This window comes from Streptomyces sp. NPDC001219 (genome assembly GCF_053597915.1).
In genome coordinates, this window is sequence record NZ_JBSFJF010000006.1 from 64,728 (window position 1) to 80,588 (window position 15,861).

At 70.9% G+C, this 15,861-nt stretch carries 10 protein-coding genes; 6 read left to right on the forward strand and 4 right to left on the reverse strand.

Annotated features, from left to right (window positions below; all coding sequences use genetic code 11):
* The first annotated feature begins 88 nt into the window (after positions 1-88).
* The 4 genes from ACWC9R_RS05570 (at position 89) to ACWC9R_RS05585 (ending at position 7,250) form a co-directional block, all read left to right on the forward strand.
* On the forward strand, positions 89-1,810 hold the full coding sequence (locus tag ACWC9R_RS05570) for an acyl-CoA dehydrogenase family protein (protein ID WP_450729089.1): 1,722 nt from the start codon (positions 89-91) through the stop codon (positions 1,808-1,810).
* Positions 1,811-2,199: 389 nt separating this feature from the next.
* Complete coding sequence (locus ACWC9R_RS05575; protein ID WP_450729090.1) at positions 2,200-5,070, forward strand: caspase, EACC1-associated type; 2,871 nt, start codon at positions 2,200-2,202, stop codon at positions 5,068-5,070.
* Between the two features lie 198 nt (positions 5,071-5,268).
* Positions 5,269-5,940 (forward strand): hypothetical protein, encoded by a 672-nt coding sequence (locus ACWC9R_RS05580; protein ID WP_450729091.1) that lies wholly within the window; start codon positions 5,269-5,271, stop codon positions 5,938-5,940.
* On the forward strand, positions 5,937-7,250 hold the full coding sequence (locus tag ACWC9R_RS05585; RefSeq protein WP_450729092.1) for an ATP-binding protein: 1,314 nt from the start codon (positions 5,937-5,939) through the stop codon (positions 7,248-7,250). The genes ACWC9R_RS05580 and ACWC9R_RS05585 overlap by 4 nt, the downstream gene beginning before the upstream one ends.
* Here the strand turns inward: ACWC9R_RS05585 and ACWC9R_RS05590 are convergent.
* Entirely contained in the window at positions 7,247-7,819 is a 573-nt protein-coding gene (locus ACWC9R_RS05590) for an SMI1/KNR4 family protein (protein ID WP_450729093.1), read from the reverse strand. The genes ACWC9R_RS05585 and ACWC9R_RS05590 overlap by 4 nt on opposite strands.
* Before the next feature lie 155 nt (positions 7,820-7,974).
* On the opposite strand from ACWC9R_RS05590, the gene ACWC9R_RS05595 reads away from it, so the two are divergent.
* Positions 7,975-8,985: a DUF998 domain-containing protein gene (locus ACWC9R_RS05595; protein WP_450729094.1), complete on the forward strand. Its 1,011-nt coding sequence runs from the start codon at positions 7,975-7,977 to the stop codon at positions 8,983-8,985.
* Between the two features lie 51 nt (positions 8,986-9,036).
* On the opposite strand, the gene ACWC9R_RS05600 is transcribed toward ACWC9R_RS05595, so the two are convergent.
* From ACWC9R_RS05600 to ACWC9R_RS05610, 3 genes are read right to left on the reverse strand one after another with little or no spacing between them, the layout of a single operon-like run.
* The gene (locus ACWC9R_RS05600) at positions 9,037-10,920 is read right to left on the reverse strand and encodes an alpha-keto acid decarboxylase family protein (RefSeq protein ID WP_450729095.1); all 1,884 of its coding nucleotides are present in this window, start codon (positions 10,918-10,920) and stop codon (positions 9,037-9,039) included.
* Positions 10,917-13,049: a flavin monoamine oxidase family protein gene (locus ACWC9R_RS05605; protein WP_450729096.1), complete on the reverse strand. Its 2,133-nt coding sequence runs from the start codon at positions 13,047-13,049 to the stop codon at positions 10,917-10,919. Before ACWC9R_RS05605 ends, ACWC9R_RS05600 begins: the two co-directional genes overlap by 4 nt.
* Before the next feature lie 6 nt (positions 13,050-13,055).
* A complete protein-coding gene (locus ACWC9R_RS05610) occupies positions 13,056-14,528 on the reverse strand; it encodes a Dyp-type peroxidase (RefSeq protein ID WP_450729097.1) in 1,473 nt (490 codons plus the stop codon).
* A 630-nt stretch (positions 14,529-15,158) separates the two neighbouring features.
* On the opposite strand from ACWC9R_RS05610, the gene ACWC9R_RS05615 reads away from it, so the two are divergent.
* Entirely contained in the window at positions 15,159-15,641 is a 483-nt protein-coding gene (locus tag ACWC9R_RS05615; RefSeq protein ID WP_450729098.1) for a hypothetical protein, read from the forward strand.
* The last annotated feature ends 220 nt before the right edge of the window (positions 15,642-15,861 follow it).

The following is a 15,861-nucleotide window of genomic DNA, read 5'->3' on the forward strand; positions in this document are numbered from 1 at the left end:
GAAGGCCCCGCCCGGCCCCCGGGCTCTCCCCGCTGCAATCCGTAATCCGCAACCACACCCGCAACCCGAACCGGAAAGGCGACCCTCCATGGCCGACCCGCTGCTGTTCAACCCCCGCACCTACGACCCCGCGCACTTCGACCCCGAGACCCGCCGGCTGCTGCGCGCCACCGTCGACTGGTTCGAGGAGCGCGGCAAGCGCAAGCTGATCGAGGACTACCGCTCCCGCGCCTGGCTGTCGGAGTTCCTGGAGTTCTCCACCAAGGAGGGGCTGTTCGCGACCTTCCTCACCCCGGCCTCCGCCGCCGACGGGAACCAGGACAAGCGCTGGGACACCGCCCGGATCGCGGCCCTCAACGAGATCTTCGGCTTCTACGGGCTCGACTACTGGTACGCCTGGCAGGTCACCATCCTCGGCCTCGGCCCGGTCTGGCAGAGCGACAACGCCACCGTCCGCGACCGCGCCGCCGAACTCCTCTCCCAGGGCGAGGTGTTCGCCTTCGGCCTCTCCGAGAAGGCCCACGGCGCCGACATCTACTCCACCGACATGCTCCTGGAGCCCGACGGTGACGGCGGCTTCCGCGCCACCGGCTCCAAGTACTACATCGGCAACGGCAACGCCGCCGGACTCGTCTCCGTCTTCGGCCGCCGTACCGACGTCGAGGGCCCGGACGGCTATGTCTTCTTCGCCGCCGAGAGCCGCCACCCGGCCTACCACCTGGTGAAGAACGTCGTCGACTCCTCGAAGTACGTCAGCGAGTTCCGCCTCGAGGACTACCCGGTCACCGCCGACGACATCCTGCACACCGGCCGCGCCGCCTTCGACGCCGCCCTCAACACCGTCAACGTCGGCAAGTTCAACCTCTGCACCGGCGCCATCGGCATCTGCGAGCACGCGATGTACGAGGCCGTCACCCATGCGCAGAACCGCATCCTCTACGGCCGTCCGGTCACCGCCTTCCCGCACGTCCGCCGCGAGCTGACCGACGCCTACGTCCGCCTCGTCGGCATGAAGCTGTTCAGCGACCGCGCCGTCGACTACTTCCGCTCCGCCGGTCCCAACGACCGCCGTTACCTGCTCTTCAACCCGATGACGAAGATGAAGGTGACCACCGAGGGCGAGAAGGTCATCGACCTGATGTGGGACGTGATCGCCGCCAAGGGCTTCGAGAAGGACACCTACTTCGCCCAGGCCGCCACCGAGATCCGCGGCCTGCCGAAGCTGGAGGGCACGGTCCACGTCAACCTCGCCCTGATCCTCAAGTTCATGGGTAACCACCTGCTCAACCCGGCCGAGTACGCGCCCGTGCCGACCCGCCTCGACGCGGCCGACGACGCGTTCCTCTTCCGGCAGGGCCCGGCACGCGGTCTGGGCGCCGTACGCTTCCACGACTGGCGGACCGCCTACGACGCCTTCGCCGAGGTGCCGAACGTCGCCCGCCTCCGCGAACAGGCCGACGCCCTCTGCGAGTTCGTCACCACCGCGGCCCCCGACGAGGAGCAGAGCCGGGACCTCGACCTGCTGCTCGCCATCGGCCAGCTGTTCGCGCTGGTCGTCCACGGCCAGCTGATCCTGGAGCAGGCGCAGCTGACCGGCCTCGACGCGGACGTGCTCGACGAGCTGTTCGCCGTCCTGGTCCGGGACTTCTCCGCGCACGCCGTCGAACTGCACGGCAAGGACTCCGCCACCGAGAAGCAGCAGAGCTGGGCGCTGGGCGCGGTCCGCCGCCCGGTCATCGACGACGCCCGCTCGAAGCGCGTCTGGCAGCGGGTGGAGGCCCTGTCCGGGGCGTACGAGATGGCCCCGTAGCCACACCGGCCACGGGCCGCCCGCACCGGGGCGGCAGGCTCAACCACCGGCACACGCCGGCTGAGCCCGCCGCCCCGGCGCCGTTCGCCCTCGCGGCACACCGGTCGGCGCCGCCCCCGGAGTCGAGGTTCGGGAGACCGGCAGGTCCACCGACAACGAGCGGCTACCGGCCGCCTCCAACAGGGCGAACGGTGCCTGGCGCGGCACTAGTATCGGCACTCCTGAGGTTCGCCCAGCGGTTCATGTCCGGGAGAGGGGTAGACGAGGGTGCGGGTCGACATCGTCGTCGACGGGGGTTCCGGCGGGGAGCGGGATGGCCGGTCCTCCGGGGCCTGGTTACGGCGCCCGGCGGACGGAGCCCGCGGGGACCGGACGGAGCAGAGGTCACCGTGACGATCCTCCCCGACCCCGCCGCCTCCCAGGCCGTGCTCATCGGTGTCCATGACTACGAGAACCTGGCCGCACTCCCCGCCGTCGAGCGCAATCTCGCCGGGCTCACCCGGGCGTTCACCGACCCGGACCTGTGGGGACTGCCGCCGACGCACTGTGTCGCACTGTCCCAGCCGCCGAGCGCCCAGGACGTGCTCGACACCCTCAGCGGCGTCGCCCAGCGCGCCACCGACACCCTGGTCGTCTACTACGCCGGGCACGGACTCCTCGACCCGCTCAGCGACGAGCTGTACCTGGCGCTGCCCGGCTCGGACCAGGAACGGCTGTACAGCGCGCTGCCCTTCGAGTGGGTGCGCCGGGCGATCCTGGACCCGCGGATCGGTGCCCGGCACAAGGTGGTGATTCTGGACTGCTGCTACAGCGGGCGGGCCCTGGAGGGCGGCATGAGCGGCAGCACCCAGGTGGCCGACCATGCGCTGATCGACGGCACCTCCCTGATGACGGCCGCCGCGAAGACCCGCAAGGCGCTGTCCCCGCCCGGTGAGGAGTACACCGCGTTCACCGGTGAACTGATCACCGTGCTCACCGAGGGGATCGTCGCCGGCCCGCCCCTGCTGGACATGCAGACCGTGTACCGGCACCTCTACACCGCGCTGGCGGCCCAGGCCAGACCGCTGCCGCAGCAGCGCAACCGCAACACGGGCGGCCTGATCGCCCTGGCCCGCAACCGCGCCCACCCGGCCCACCGCCCACAGCCGCCGTCCGCACCGGCCCCTGGTCCGCCCGCACCCTCCCCGTCCCCTGTTCCGTCCGTTCCCGAGCCGGAATCCGCAGCCGTTCCCGGGCCGGACACGACGCCCGGGACCGAGGCCGTTCCCGATCCCGTTTCCGAACCCGTCTCCCAGCCCGTCCCCGAGCCGCAGCGGCCGAGCGTCGAACCGGCCCCCACCCCCGACCGCACCTCGGCCCCCGCCCCGGAAGCGCGCGGTGAGGAGCTTCAGCGGACCGCTGCCGCACCCCGGCAGCACACGGCGCCGGAGGTTCCCCGCACCGAGGGCAACGGGCAGGGCAGCCGCGGAAACCCGGTCTCCGCCCGGACCAGGACCCTCGCGCTGGTGTCGGCGGCGGTCCTGATCGCGGGAGTCTCCACGACCCTCGCGCTGTGGAACGGTTCCCAGGGAGAGGACGCCCACGGCACCTCCAAGGGGGGCGCCACCACCGAGGCCGCCTACAACGCCGCCGTCGGCCACGTCCTCAGGCCGGGGAAGGGCGAGGGCAACACGCTGAAGTTCATCAGCGCCACCGATGCCGACTCCTGGGACCCGCAGCGCAGCTCCTACCGCCATGTGGCGAACTTCGCCCGCTACTACGCACGTCAACTGGTCACCTACAAGCCCTGGGCGAAGGGCGCCGACCTCACCCCGGACCTGGCCACCGACAGGGCCAAGGTCAGCGGTGACCGCAAGACCTACACCTACACGCTGCGCGAAGGAGCCACCTGGGAGGACGGTTCGCCCGTCACCTCCCAGGACGTCAAGTACGGCATCGAACGGCTCTGGGCACCGGAGGTCCTCTCCAACGGGCCGCCCTACCTCCAGCAGGTGCTCGACCCGGACAAGACCTACCGGGGCCCGTACAAGGACACCTCGGCGACGGGCTCCCCGGCGATCAAGACGCCCAACCCCCGCACCATCGTCTTCAAACTGCCCCGGCCCAACGGCGACTTCGAGCAGATGCTGGCCATGCCGGCCGCCTCACCCGTGAAGAAGAGCCAGGACACCAGGGCCACATACGGCGCCAAGCCGTTCTCCAGCGGCCCGTACCGGTTCCACTCGTACCGGCCGGGCAAGTCACTGGAGCTGGTGCGCAACTCCCACTGGAAGGACGACTCGGACCCGATCCGTACGGCCCTCCCGGACAAGATCACGGTCACCATCAAGGACAATCCGGACACGGTGGACGCCGCCCTCGCCAAGGGCGACTACGACCTGGCGCTGGCTCCCACGAAGCTGGGCCCGCTCTCCCGGGCCGGGCTGCTGTCGGGCAGTGACCGCCGCAAGAACCTGGACTCCGCGCAGTCCGGCTTCGTCCGCTACGCGGGCTTTCCGCGGACCGTCGAACCGATGGACAACGTCGCCTGCCGCAGGGCGGTGGTCTACGCGGCCGACCGCCGCAACCTGCAGACCGCGCTCGGTGGCACCGACGCGGGCGGCGACCTCGCGCCGAGTCTGCTGCCGCCCGCCATCAGGGGCGCCGACCCCGCCTTCGACCCGTACGGAATCGTCAAGAGCGGGGGCGCGCCGGACCTGACCAGGGCCAGGGCGGAGCTGAAGAAGTGCGGGCGGCCGAAGGGCTTCCGGACCACCATCGCGGTGCGCGACGACCGGCCGGCGGACGCCGACACCGCCGAAGCGCTCGGGAGCGCGCTGGCCAGGATCGGGATCAGGGCCGAGGTCGAGCGGTTCGACGCGAAAGAGGCGCACACCATCGTCGGGGCGCCGTCCGAGGTGAAGAAGCAGGGCTACGGCATCGTCCTCGCGAGCTGGGGTGCCGACTTCCCCACCGGGCAGGGCTTCTGGCCACCGCTCGTCGACAGCCGGATGCGCCTGCCGAGCGGCAACTACAACGTCGCGGAGGTCGACTCCCCGGCCCTCGACAAGCTCCTCGACCAGGCCATCGCCGAACGGGACCCCGACAAGGCCGGCGAGGCCTACGCGGAGATCAACCACAAGGTCGCCGAGGGTGCCTACTACCTGCCGTTGGTTTTCGAGAAGTACGTCAGCTGGCGCAGCCCGCGGCTGACCAATGTCCAAGTCGCCCCCGCATACGGTGGCTACGACTTCGCCCGGCTGGGCGTCAACGGCACCTGACACCGCACCCCGCCGAACAGGCAGACCGACGACCGCCGTTCGGTCATTCCAGTCATTCCGGGCACTCGCACTATCAAGGATATATCGCACTGCCCTGCAGGTCGCGCGAGGATTATGATCCGGGCAGGCTCAGTACGCACCACGACTGGACGAGATGTGCTTCTTCTCCGTTGCCTGTATTCGCCGGGGCCGGTACGGATGACGTCGCTCGCGCTCGCGGCGACGGGCGTCATGGCGCTGCTGGGCGGCTGCACCGGGACCGGGGAGCCGCTGAGCGCCGGGCACACCTCCGCAGCCTCCGCCCCGGTGCGCCTGTGGCCGGAACGCAAACCCGCGCCGCAGCCCGAGCCGGGAACGGGCGAGAACCTCCCCGCCGCCGTGCCCGGGGTGCCCCGGGTGCCCTCCGGGGACATCCGCAGGGCGCCGCTGTTCACCGTCGTCAGACAGCAGGTCGCCGCGGGTTCCGCCCTCGGCGGCGGGCCGCAGTTCGACTCGGCCACCACGAGGAGGATCGACGCCTGCACCGGCGAACCGGCGCACTGCCCGGTCCGGAAACCGCAGTACCGGGACCTGACCGGCGACGGGAAGCCCGAACTGATCGTGGGCATCGAGTCCTCGGACGACTCCCTGGCGGTGTGGGTCTTCAGGCTCCGCCACGGGGTGGTGACCCGGATCATGGACGCCGGCGCGACGCCGTTGTCGGTGGAGATCGCGAACGGTGACCTGATCCTGCGGGAGCCCACCGGCACACCCGGCTACGCCACCCGCACCGTCTACGCGTGGGACCCCCGGACGCGGACCATGGCACTGCGGGCCATGGAGTTCGACCAGGCGGACCCCGCCACCCCCGCACCGAAGCGGACGTCATGAGCGCCGGCCGGCCCCGTGCGCGGCTGCGCCTGCCCGCCTGGACGGCGAAGCTCTACTGGAAGTTCGCCGTCTTCGTCATCGTCATGTGCTGCGTCCTCGCCACCGTGGTCGGCGTCCTGGTCCATGTCCTCGTCGGCCGGCAGACCGAGGACGGGGCCCGCAGCGCCGCCCTGGCCGAGCTGGACACCGTCGCGGCGGCGTACGTCGCCGGGGAGCCCCTCGGCCGCAACGCCGCGGTGGACCCCGCCGACCTCCCCACGGCGCTCCGCACCCTCGCCCGGCGGGGCGAGCGCGGCACCCAGCTCGCCGACCACCACGGCCGCCCGGCGATGTGGGCCGTCACCCCCGCCGACGGCAAGGCACTGGCCGTCCACGTCGACTACACCCAGCGGGCCGCCGCGCTCCGTGGCCTGGACCGGTCCATCATCGGCTCCTCGGCCTTCGCGATCGCCCTCACCCTCGTCGCCGGGCTGTTCGCGGTCTCCCGTATCACCCGACGACTGCACCACACCGCCCAGGTGGCCCGCCGGATCAGCACCGGCGATCTCGACGCCCGCGTGGACGACCCCCGGGTCCTGCGCCCCGGCCACGCCCAGGACGAGGCCGCCGCGGTGGCGGCCGCACTCGACGCGATGGCCGCCGCACTCCAGGCCAAACTGCACAGCGAGCAGCGGTTCACCGCCGATGTGGCACATGAGCTGCGCACCCCGCTGACCGGGCTGCGGGTGGCGGCCGACCTGCTGCCGCCCGGCCGTCCGGCTGAGATGGTGCAGGACCGCATCCGGACCATGAGCCGGCTCACCGAGGACCTGCTGGAGATCTCCCGTCTCGACGCGGAGGTCGAGCAGGCCGACATCGACGTCCATCAGCTGGGGCCGCTGGCCGAGCGGGCGGTGCAGGCCACCGGTCTGGCGGCCGAGGTCCGCATCGAGCGGGACGCCCGGGTGGAGACCGACCAGCGCAGGCTCCAGCGCGTGCTGGGCAACCTCGTGTCCAACGCCCACAGGCACGGCCGCACGCCGGTCCTCCTGACCGTCGACGGCCTGACCATCACCGTGCGGGACCACGGCGACGGCTACCCCGACCGACTCCTCGACCACGGCCCCGAGCGCTTCCGCAGCCACTCCACCAGCACCAGGAAAACCGGCCACGGCCTCGGCCTGACCATCGCCCTCGGCCAGGCCCGAGTCCTGGGCGCCACCCTCCACTTCACCAACGCCCCCGACGGCGGCGCCGTAGCCCAACTCGCCCTTCCCTCCTCGACCCCGCAGTGGGAACTCCAGCGGGGGGAAGGGGGCGACGGCGCCTAGGCGGTGTCCGACGGTCGGCGGAGTTGGTGGAACCCGGCGTACTGGTCGTGCATCAGGTCGTAGAAGGAGTCGAAGCGCTCTGGTCCCCTCCCTGACCACGAGGCGAGCCAGTAACCGGCCCACTCACCGCGCTCGTCGACGTCTTCGGGGTCGAGGAGCATGACCGCGGCGTCGCCCTCGAGCGAGAGCCGCAGGGAACGGGCGAGGATCTCGCTCTCGGGCTCCTCGCCCTCGTCGGTGAACTCGGTGTCGCGGTAGGCGTCTATCCAGCTGGAGTCCTCGGTCTCGGCCAGCCAGGCCAGCTCGGAGGCTCCCGCGAGCCGGTAGATGAAGTTGCCCGTGTCCCGCCACCCGTTGGTGGTCAGCAGGAATTCCCGGAGCGAGGGCGGCAGCGTCCGCCCCAGGCGGGCCTCGGCCGCCGCGACCTCGTCCCCGCCCGCCGGGCCGAACCCGAGCCAGCCGTCCCGTACGGTCTCCTCAGCCAAGGCTCCTTCCCGCTCGGGCTCGTGTCCGGCGATCCACTCCTCGCTCCAGCGTTTCAGGAACGGCCGCCACTGTTCACGGTTCATGCACTGCCCTCTCGCGTCGAACGCCGTCACACCTCACGTGCGTCAACGACACCACATGGGTCTGACATCCGGCGCTCTCGCCGGCCGGTGGCCCCTGCACCCGCCGCCCGTTCCACCACGCCAGGCCTCACCACACGAGCGGTACCGTTGCCGCCATGCCGTTATCGCAGCGTTTCGCGCCTCCGGTCGCCCTGTTCGTGCTGGCTCCGTTCGTGGGTGAGTTCCTCCTGGGCAATCTCACTCTCGCGGAACTGCCGCTCGGTGTGCTCCTCGCGCCGCTGTACGGCTGCGGGGCCCTGCTCGTACGGGAGTTGGGGCGGCGCAGCGGCGGCGGCTGGCCGACCATGGTGCTGTTGGCCGCGGCCTACGCGCTGATCGAGGAAGGGCCCGTCGACCAGCTGCTGTGGAACGACTCGTACGCGGGCGCCGACCAGTTGCACGGTGCCTCCTATCTGCCGTCCTTGGGCATGAGCGTCGAGCTGACCCAGTCCGTGCTGGCGCTGCACACGGTGTGGAGCATCTGTGTGCCGATCGCTCTGGTGGAGACGCTGACCCGGTCCCGGCGCAGCGAACCGTGGCTCGGCCGGGTCGGCCTCGGTGTGGTGGCCTGCCTCTACGTGGCGGGTGCGGTCCTGGTCTTCCGGGGCAACTACGCGGCGGAGCACTTTCTCGCCTCGCCGGCCCAGCTGGCCGGCATCACGGTGGTCATCGTCGGGCTGATCGTCGCGGCATTCGGTATCCGCACGGCCCGGCTCCGGCCGCTGCCCGGCCGCGCCCCGGCAGCGTGGCGGGTGGGCCTGGCGGCCCTCGCGGTGACGAGCGCGTACTGGGGTCCGCTCAACCTCCTCTCCGCCGACCGGTACGAGTGGGCCGGAGCCGTGGTGTGGTGCCTGTGCGGGGCCGCGGGGGTGTGGTGGGTCAGCCGCTGGTCCCGTCGGACGGGCTGGGGTGTCCGTCATCGGTTCGCGCCGGCCGCCGGCGCCGTCCTCACCTATGCGTGGGTGGCGTTCCCGGCCCGTCCCGAGTCCGGCGGCTCCCTGCGGGCAGACCTGCTGAGCAATGCGGTGTTCGCCCTGCTCGCCTGTCTGCTGCTGGTGTGGGCGGCCCGGCGTGCCGCGTCCGACGGTGAGGAACGGCGGCCCGCGGAGAGCCCGGCCGGCAGCTGACCGCCGACCGGGCCCCGCCCCCCAACTACCGGGATGCCCAGGTGCCGCCGGTCACCGGCCCCCCTCCGGTGTCGCGCCGGCGGGCGGGGGGCAGTTCTCGGCGATCTTGTACTTGAGGGCCTCGGGATAGTCGTGCCGGTCCAGTTGGACGCGTACGAGGACCGGGCCCTGGTTGATCGCGTCGCTGGGGTCGGCGATGCGCTGCAGCAGGGCGGTGAGGTCCTCGTGCCGGCGGACCGCGAAGCCGTGCATGGGGTGCTTGGCGGAGCCGAAGACGTCCGCGAGCTTCTCGTACCGCCAGGGGTGCAGTTCGTTGTAGAAGTCGGCGCCGTCGGACCGCGGGGTGCCGTCCTGGTAGTAGCAGGGCTGGACGAGCATCTGCTCGATGCCGTAGAACGCCTCGTTGTCCAGGACGAACACCACCGGGCGCAGACCGTGCCGCACATGGGTGGACATCTCCTGGCAGGTCTCCTGGAAGGAGCCGTCGCCGACGAAGACCATCGGGCGCTTGCCCAGGTGGCGCCGGCCGAGCTCCACCCCGGTGGCCGCACCGACCGAGTAGCCGATGGACAGCCAGCTGTTCTGCGCCACGTACGAGGCGCGCTCGGCCATCCGCAGGTTCATCGAGCCGATCAGCGCGAACGCGGCGTCGCACACCACGGTGAACGGGTTCTGTCGCTCGCCCCGCGGCTCGCTGGTCTGCGCTTCGAGGAAGGCGTTGAGGTGCCGGAAGAGGCTGTCGTACGTGAGGTGTTCCGGGTACGGGCCGCCGGTCTGGGAGGCCAGGAAGGCGGCGGTGCTGTCGGGGACCGCGAGACCCGCGTCGTAGGCGCGGGTGAAGTAGTCCGCGGCGAAGGAACCGTTCCCGAACTCGGCCACCAGGCGCTCCCGCAGCGCGGGGAGGAACCGGGAGAGCGGGACATCGGGGAAGTACGAGGCGCCGACCCGTACCCCGTCGTGGGCGGCGACCGCCCAGTCGTCACCGATCGAGCGCTCCCCGCCGAGGTTCTTCGAGGTCGCCCACGAGCCCAGCCCGATACGGCAGCCCGCGTTGTCGAAGACCTCGGCCACGTGCGGATGGCTGGCCTTGCCGTTGTAGACACCGGAGAAGCCCGGGGTGTACTCGGACACCACGGACTTGGCGCCGACCGTGGTGCAGAACGGGATACGGGTCTCCCGCACCAGCTGCTCGAACTCGTCGGACAGCCGGAAGCGGTCGAGCTCCTCGCCGGCCCACAGGATCGGGTTTCCGTGCTGCCGGACCAGCTCCACACACGCCGCGACCGCGCGGTCGAGCAGGAGCTGCTTCTTCGGGGTGAGGGGCCGCTCGCGCCGGGTCAGCCGGCCCTGCGGTGCGGGGCACCGCGCGCCCCACACGTCGTCCATGACCTCCAGATAGACCGGCCGCCGGTGGGAGAGGCACGCGGTGATCGCGCTGTCGATCTGGGTGGGCGCCAGCCCCGGGTTGGAGATCGCCTGGGCATCCACGGTCACCTGGCGGTAGACCTCCAGGTTGCTCTCCGGGCGCTGCGACATGTGCGAGGTGAGCAGGCCGATCGCCTGCTGGTTGAGCCACTGCTCGTAGGACGGCGCGGCGTTGATCGCGATCAGCGGCACATACTCGGCGAAGGCGCCGCCGATCGCGTTGAGCAGGTTGAACGCGCCCACGCTGTAGGTGACGGCGACCGCGCCGACGCCCTGCTCGCCGAGCGCGATGTCCGCGTCGGCGGACTTCACCCGGGCATAGGCGTCCGCGGCCTGCCCCGCGCCGCCCTCGGTGGGGGTGCCCACCCAGCGCACCGAGGTCTTCTCGTGCAGGGTCGACAGAAACGGTCCCAGGTGGTCGCCCGGAACGCCGAACAGATGGGTGATACCGAGCTGTTCCAGCCGCAGGGCCAGGTACTCGGCGACGGTGCAGGTCTGCGATGTGGTCATGAGGTCAGCGCTCCCTCGCGCGGCTGGTCCGACGGTCCGGTGGTGACGGTGCGGCGTTCGCGGGGTGTCGCGGCCCGCCCGCCGGAGGCGCTCTCGTCAGCCGGGGGAGCCTCGTTGACGGCGATGGCGGCGCGTACGGCCGTCTCCACCGCCCCCTCGATCCAGGCGTGCTTGAGCGACACATGCTCACCGGCGAAGTGCACCGGCCCCTCGGGCCGCACCACATCGAGGTGGAAGCTGGTCATCTGGTGCGGGGTGTAGACCGCGGCCTCTCCGCAGGCGTACGGGTCGCGCAGCCAGCTCTGGGTCTGCCCGGCGCCGGTGTAGAAGACCTCGATGCGGCGGCCGTGCACCGACTGCAGGTTGAGCAGCGCGTAGCTGTAGCGCTCGGCGTCCTCGAAGGAGTCCCAGCGCGCGGCGTCGTCCGACCAGGAGTAGCCCGCCAGCACCACGCCGCCCTCACTGCCGGGGACGGGGTGCGAGGGGTAGTACATGAAGCGGTTGGGGTTGTCGGTGGTGGAACCGCCGCCGTAGGCATGGGTGGCCGGCCGGACACCGCCGCGCAGCGGGGAGTTGCGGTAGTACTCCACCTGCTGCGGGCTGATGCGCTTCTCGTCCACGCTCGGATGCGCGCCGAGCAGCCCCGTGGGCAGGTCCCGCAGGCGCTGCGGAACGGCCAGTGCGGCCTCGGCCTCGTCCTCGCCCCGCTCCTGGTAGTACGCGTACAGACCCGGCGCGATGGCGTCGAGCTCCCGCTTCCAGTCCTCCTCGGTGAACTCCCACCAGCGGCGGGAGAACTCCAGCAGCACTTTGGTGGCCTGGTCGTAGTGCGTCTCGATGACGGCCCGGCGCTTCTTGTACGAGAACGCCGGGGTGACGGTGGTGCACCGCAGGCTGGAGAACGGGATGGTGACGATCGCCAGGTCCCCGGTCCAGGTCTCGACCTCCCCGTACGGATCGCCCTCGGGCACGGTCTGGATGGCGACGGCGGGCCCGGCCGGTCCGGCGAGTCCGCCGTGATGGCCGTCGCGGCCCGGGTCGTAGTATTCCAGCCGCACCATCCGCTGGCCCATCACGATCTGGTCCCGCAGATCCTTGGCGAGCGCCTCCGGGAGCTTCCGGCTGCCGCCCTCGATCTCCCAGTAGGTGGCGGTGGGGTCGATGTCGCTGCGGCCCAGGAAGCTGTGGAAGAAGGCGAGGTGCAGCCGCGAGGTCATGTTCTCGATCGTGCCGACCGCCTCGATGGCCTCGTCGCTGAACCCGGCGTACTCGCGCAGGAAGCGGCCCATGGAGAAGCCGTCGAAGTCACGGATGACCCCGGCCCAGCCGTCCAGCCACTCCTTGAAGGGCTTGTTGACGCGCTTCCCGTCGCTCTGCAGCACGGAGTAGTAGTCCCGCACCGGCTCCAGCGCCTGGTTGACCATCTCGGACACGGTCAGCCGCGACTCGCAGCCGGTCAGATGGAAGCCCTCGTTGATCTGTGACGGGTCCTTGGCGTAGTGGGCGCGGCGCACCTGGGCGCGGTTGGTGCGAATCCAGGTGTGGTTGCGCTTGTCCGGCTCCCGGAACTCGGGGCTGGGATCGCCGTACGTCCAGACCTTGCCGTCCTTGAACGACTTGTAGACCACCGGCGGGACCGGGGCGGTCTGGTTGCCGGTCGAGGGGTCGATGTCGACGTTGAAGAACAGCCGCCGCTTCAGGCCGAGTTTGTCGATCAGCGCCAGGGTCAGCGGGTGGAAGCTGGGCAGCCGCATCGCCCCGGCCTCCGCGTACTGGGCGGGGTCGGTGAAGGGCGGCGGCTCGCCCTTCTTGGTGTGGAAGGTCTTGATGCGGCCCCCGACCCGGTTGGCGTTGGCCTCCAGGATCGTCACGTCGTGCCCGGCGCGGGTCAGCAGGTCACCGGCGACCAGGCCGGCGATCCCCGCTCCGACGATCAGGATGCGCTTGGGAGTGGCGGGCCGGTCGAGCCCCTTGTCGATCAGTACGTCGAGGTAGCGCAGCTTGAGGTCCTCGTTGGCCGGCTCGGGGCCGACCAGCAGGAGTTCCCGGGCGAGCTGCTGGTAGGTCTTGGCGTCGGCGCGCTCGGCCCCGGTGTGCTCACCGCGGAGGTCAGGACGGCTGTCGTTCATGGCGGCTCAGCCCTTTCCGTGCAGGGACTCGTTCGCGGCGAGGCGCCGCAGGGTGCTGATGGAGGGGGTGAACGCGTACACCGCACCGGTGGTCCGCACGAACCGGTCCATCGAAACGGTGCCCTCCTCGCCGTCGGCCAGCACGATCCGGGCGTCCGGGCTGCCGGAGCCGCCCTCCCGGATGGTGCCGGTCACCTTGTCGATGCCGTTGGGCGCACCGCTCTCCCCGGGCAGGAAGTTGGGGTTGTTCGACCAGGCCCGCTGGAGGAACTCGAACTGCCGCTCCAGGGAGGTGCCGTAGCACACGAACATCAGGCCGCGGTCGGCGTCCGCGTTGCCGCCCGTGAACGCGGGCCCGTACGGAATGCCGCGGCGCATGACGCGGTGCCGCTGGGTGGGCTCGAAGTGCCGCGGATGCGACCTGCGGATATGCGCGGCGCACGGGGTCTGCTCGCCCTTGCCGTCGTTCGCGTAGGTGAAGTCGTTGCGCTCCGGACCGACCCCGGTCACCGGGTTCTCGCCCTGTGCGAGGGGCGTCCCGTCCTTCTTGCGGCCGACCAGACACGCGCCCAGCAGCTCGGCGGAGATCGGGTGCGGCCGGAAGGTGCCCGCCGCCCGCTCCACGGCCGCGTTCCAGCCGGGCACGTCCTGCGCGAGCCGGCGCACGACCTGGAGGGAACCGTTGTCCAGCCACCGGGGAGCCTCGGGCGGCGCGCCGCTCTCACTCTGGTGCCCGAAGACGAACTCGCCGGGCTCGACCAGGGCGGCCCCCGGGCGGTTGTCCCGGAAACCGGGGTTCTCCCGGTCCTCGCGGTGGAAGTCCTTGACCCCCGGCTGCGAGATGGCGTCCTTGTAGCCGAAGTGCTCATGTCCGCGCAGATCGCCGGTCAGGGTGCGGCCGTCGTCCTGGTGGACCAGGGTCACCCCGTGCGCCGAATCCGCGGCGGCGATGTTCCGCAGCTTCTCGTTCAGTGCCTCCTCGGTGTCCGCGGCGACGGTCAGTACGGCATGCACATCGGTCCGGTCCGAGCCGAAGAGCCAGTGCTCGGGCGCGCTCGTTCCGTCGTCGCCGAGGTCCGCCGCCCGTCCGGCCGCGCCCTTCACGAACGACTCGAAGGGGGCCAGGTCCTGCTTCACCTTGTCGGGTTCCCGGGCGACCTGGAGCAGGCCCGGGAACGTCAGGGACACCCCGACCCAGGTCACGGTGAGGGAGGGGTCCTGTCCGTAGGCCCGGCGGGACAGGGAGAACTCCTCATTGAAGTCCTCGACCGTGGCGGTCACCGCGACGGTGTTCAGCATGACGGACAGCCAGCCACGGCCGCTCGCGCCGTCGGGGAAGCGTACGTAGCGGAAGGCCGTATAGTCCTTGTTGAAACCGGAAAGAATGTTTCCCTGGATTTCCATGGACCGGCGCAGTGGCGGTTCCGGAAGCTGCTCGATTTCCGGAGCGCCGGTCGGGCGCAACGAGGTAGTGGTCACGTCTCTCCTTCAGAGGAGCTGCGCTGTCGCAGGGGCACCGGCACCTTCGCGCGCAGGCGAAACCGGCTCCCGGCACGCAGCGGGGGAGGTCGATATGGAAGAAGTGCAAGGGCACACCAAAACCAGGCCGGTGTACGGCTTGTGCCGCCAGCCCAGCACCGAACCTGCCACCCCGCAGAAGCGCCGACGCCAAACGGAGCACAGGCTCACCCGAACCGGTGAGCCCAGCCTCTTATCCGGTGGGGAGGGAATTTCCCGCCCTGCCGTGCTCCCGGGCCGCGCGTGAAATCCGAGTACCTACCCGTTGGAACGGCGCCCTGCACACCCACGGCGGGTACATACGGAAGCGCCCGCCCGCGGAGGCAGTCGAAGGGCGCCGTACGTGCCCGGGGCGCGGGATACCGAAAGGCCCGGGAGACCGTGAATGCGCCCCTTGTGCGCCCCCGAATTCACAACATTTGCGCGGTTCGCGACCCGTGCAGCGAGGCAGTGCAGCCATGGGTTCGGGCGCGGGTACGGGCCTTCACACCTTCTGTTGAAGGCCGTTGTGCGCGGCGCGGAAAGACGGAATTCGGCAGATCCTTCTTCGTGGTCGGGCGCGCTGCGCGCCCACAACGGAAGGACATGGCTATGCGACGCACCCTCGTCGGCCTCTGCGCCGCTCTCGCGGCACTGGGCATCGGACTGGCCGGCCCGGCGACCGCCGCACCGGTTCCGGTGACGGCGCTCAACTGCGATGGCGACACCCATCAGTGCACGGCCAACCTCCGCTTCGGTGACGACAACTGGAAGGCCAGCTGGGGCGCGAACATCTTCCACCAGGGACCTCGGTCCGCCTCTCGCGCGCCGGTACCGGTGACCGCCCTCAACTGCGACGGCGACACCGGAAAGTGTGTCGCCAACCTGCACTTCGGTGACGGCTACTGGCGGGCGAGCTGGTCCGCCACCATCTTCCACCAGGCATTCCGGTCCGCCGACAACGCACGGCTGGCGGCTCCCGTCCCGGCGCACAGCCTGAACTGTGACGGCAACATCGGCCGGTGTTCCGTCAACCTCCAATTCGGTGACGGAAACTGGAAGGCCAACTGGGCGGCCACCATCTACCACCTGTAACCGGCTCTCCCCTCAGCCAGGGGAACGAGAAGCGCAATGGGCCCGGGGGCGAGGGATATTCGCCCCCGGGCCCACATACGTCGGCCCTTCGTGCGCGGCGACAGCGGCGCCACCTTTTCCCCGCACGCCCGGAGTCCACTCCCACGGCGCGGAAATCGGGGCGGTGGAATAACGGCGCACGCGGGTCCATGACGCGGGGGTAACGCTCATCTACGTATTG

Coding starts and splice junctions, on each gene's coding strand:
- ACWC9R_RS05570 (WP_450729089.1), top strand. CDS start 89: ATGGCCGACCCGCTGCTGTTCAACCCCCGCACCTACGACCCCGCGCAC.
- ACWC9R_RS05580 (WP_450729091.1), top strand. CDS start 5,269: ATGACGTCGCTCGCGCTCGCGGCGACGGGCGTCATGGCGCTGCTGGGC.
- ACWC9R_RS05585 (WP_450729092.1), top strand. CDS start 5,937: ATGAGCGCCGGCCGGCCCCGTGCGCGGCTGCGCCTGCCCGCCTGGACG.
- ACWC9R_RS05590 (WP_450729093.1), bottom strand. CDS start 7,819: ATGAACCGTGAACAGTGGCGGCCGTTCCTGAAACGCTGGAGCGAGGAG.
- ACWC9R_RS05595 (WP_450729094.1), top strand. CDS start 7,975: ATGCCGTTATCGCAGCGTTTCGCGCCTCCGGTCGCCCTGTTCGTGCTG.
- ACWC9R_RS05600 (WP_450729095.1), bottom strand. CDS start 10,920: ATGACCACATCGCAGACCTGCACCGTCGCCGAGTACCTGGCCCTGCGG.
- ACWC9R_RS05605 (WP_450729096.1), bottom strand. CDS start 13,049: ATGAACGACAGCCGTCCTGACCTCCGCGGTGAGCACACCGGGGCCGAG.
- ACWC9R_RS05615 (WP_450729098.1), top strand. CDS start 15,159: ATGCGACGCACCCTCGTCGGCCTCTGCGCCGCTCTCGCGGCACTGGGC.